The following is a 584-nucleotide window of genomic DNA, read 5'->3' on the forward strand; positions in this document are numbered from 1 at the left end:
ATGTTATTCCTAGCAACTAACCTAGCTGTTGTGCTGGTTCTTAGTGTTGTTCTGAATATTGTTTACGCGACCACTGGAATGCAACCAGGCAGTCTGTCTGGTTTACTTGTCATGGCAGCTGTATTTGGCTTTGGTGGCGCATTGATTTCGTTAATGATGTCAAAGGGCATGGCACTACGCTCAGTTGGCGGCATGGTGATTGAAAGCCCACGTAACGAAACAGAGCATTGGTTGCTTGAGACGGTAGGCCGTCAAGCGCAACAAGCGGGCATTGGTATGCCAACAGTAGCGATTTATGATTCTGCAGACATCAACGCATTCGCGACTTGGGCTAAGCGTGATGATTCACTGGTTGCTGTATCGACTGGTCTTCTACACAACATGACGCGTGATGAAGCTGAAGCTGTTCTGGCGCACGAAGTGAGCCACATTGCGAATGGCGACATGGTCACGATGACGCTAATGCAAGGTGTTGTGAATACGTTTGTTATCTTCCTATCGCGTTTTATCGCCAATATCGTGGCATCGAACGACGATGAAGAAGGCCAAGGCACGAACATGATGGTGTACTTTGGTGTGTCTAT

General features: G+C 47.9%; 1 protein-coding gene. It reads left to right on the plus strand.

What is annotated here, in order from left to right; translation table 11 throughout:
* On the plus strand, positions 1-584 hold a 584-nt coding region (gene htpX / locus R7Z49_RS26485; RefSeq protein WP_318112628.1), incomplete at both ends, for a protease HtpX.

Origin of the sequence: Vibrio sp. 1562 (assembly GCF_033340155.1) — a bacterium.
GTDB lineage: Bacteria > Pseudomonadota > Gammaproteobacteria > Enterobacterales > Vibrionaceae > Vibrio > Vibrio alginolyticus.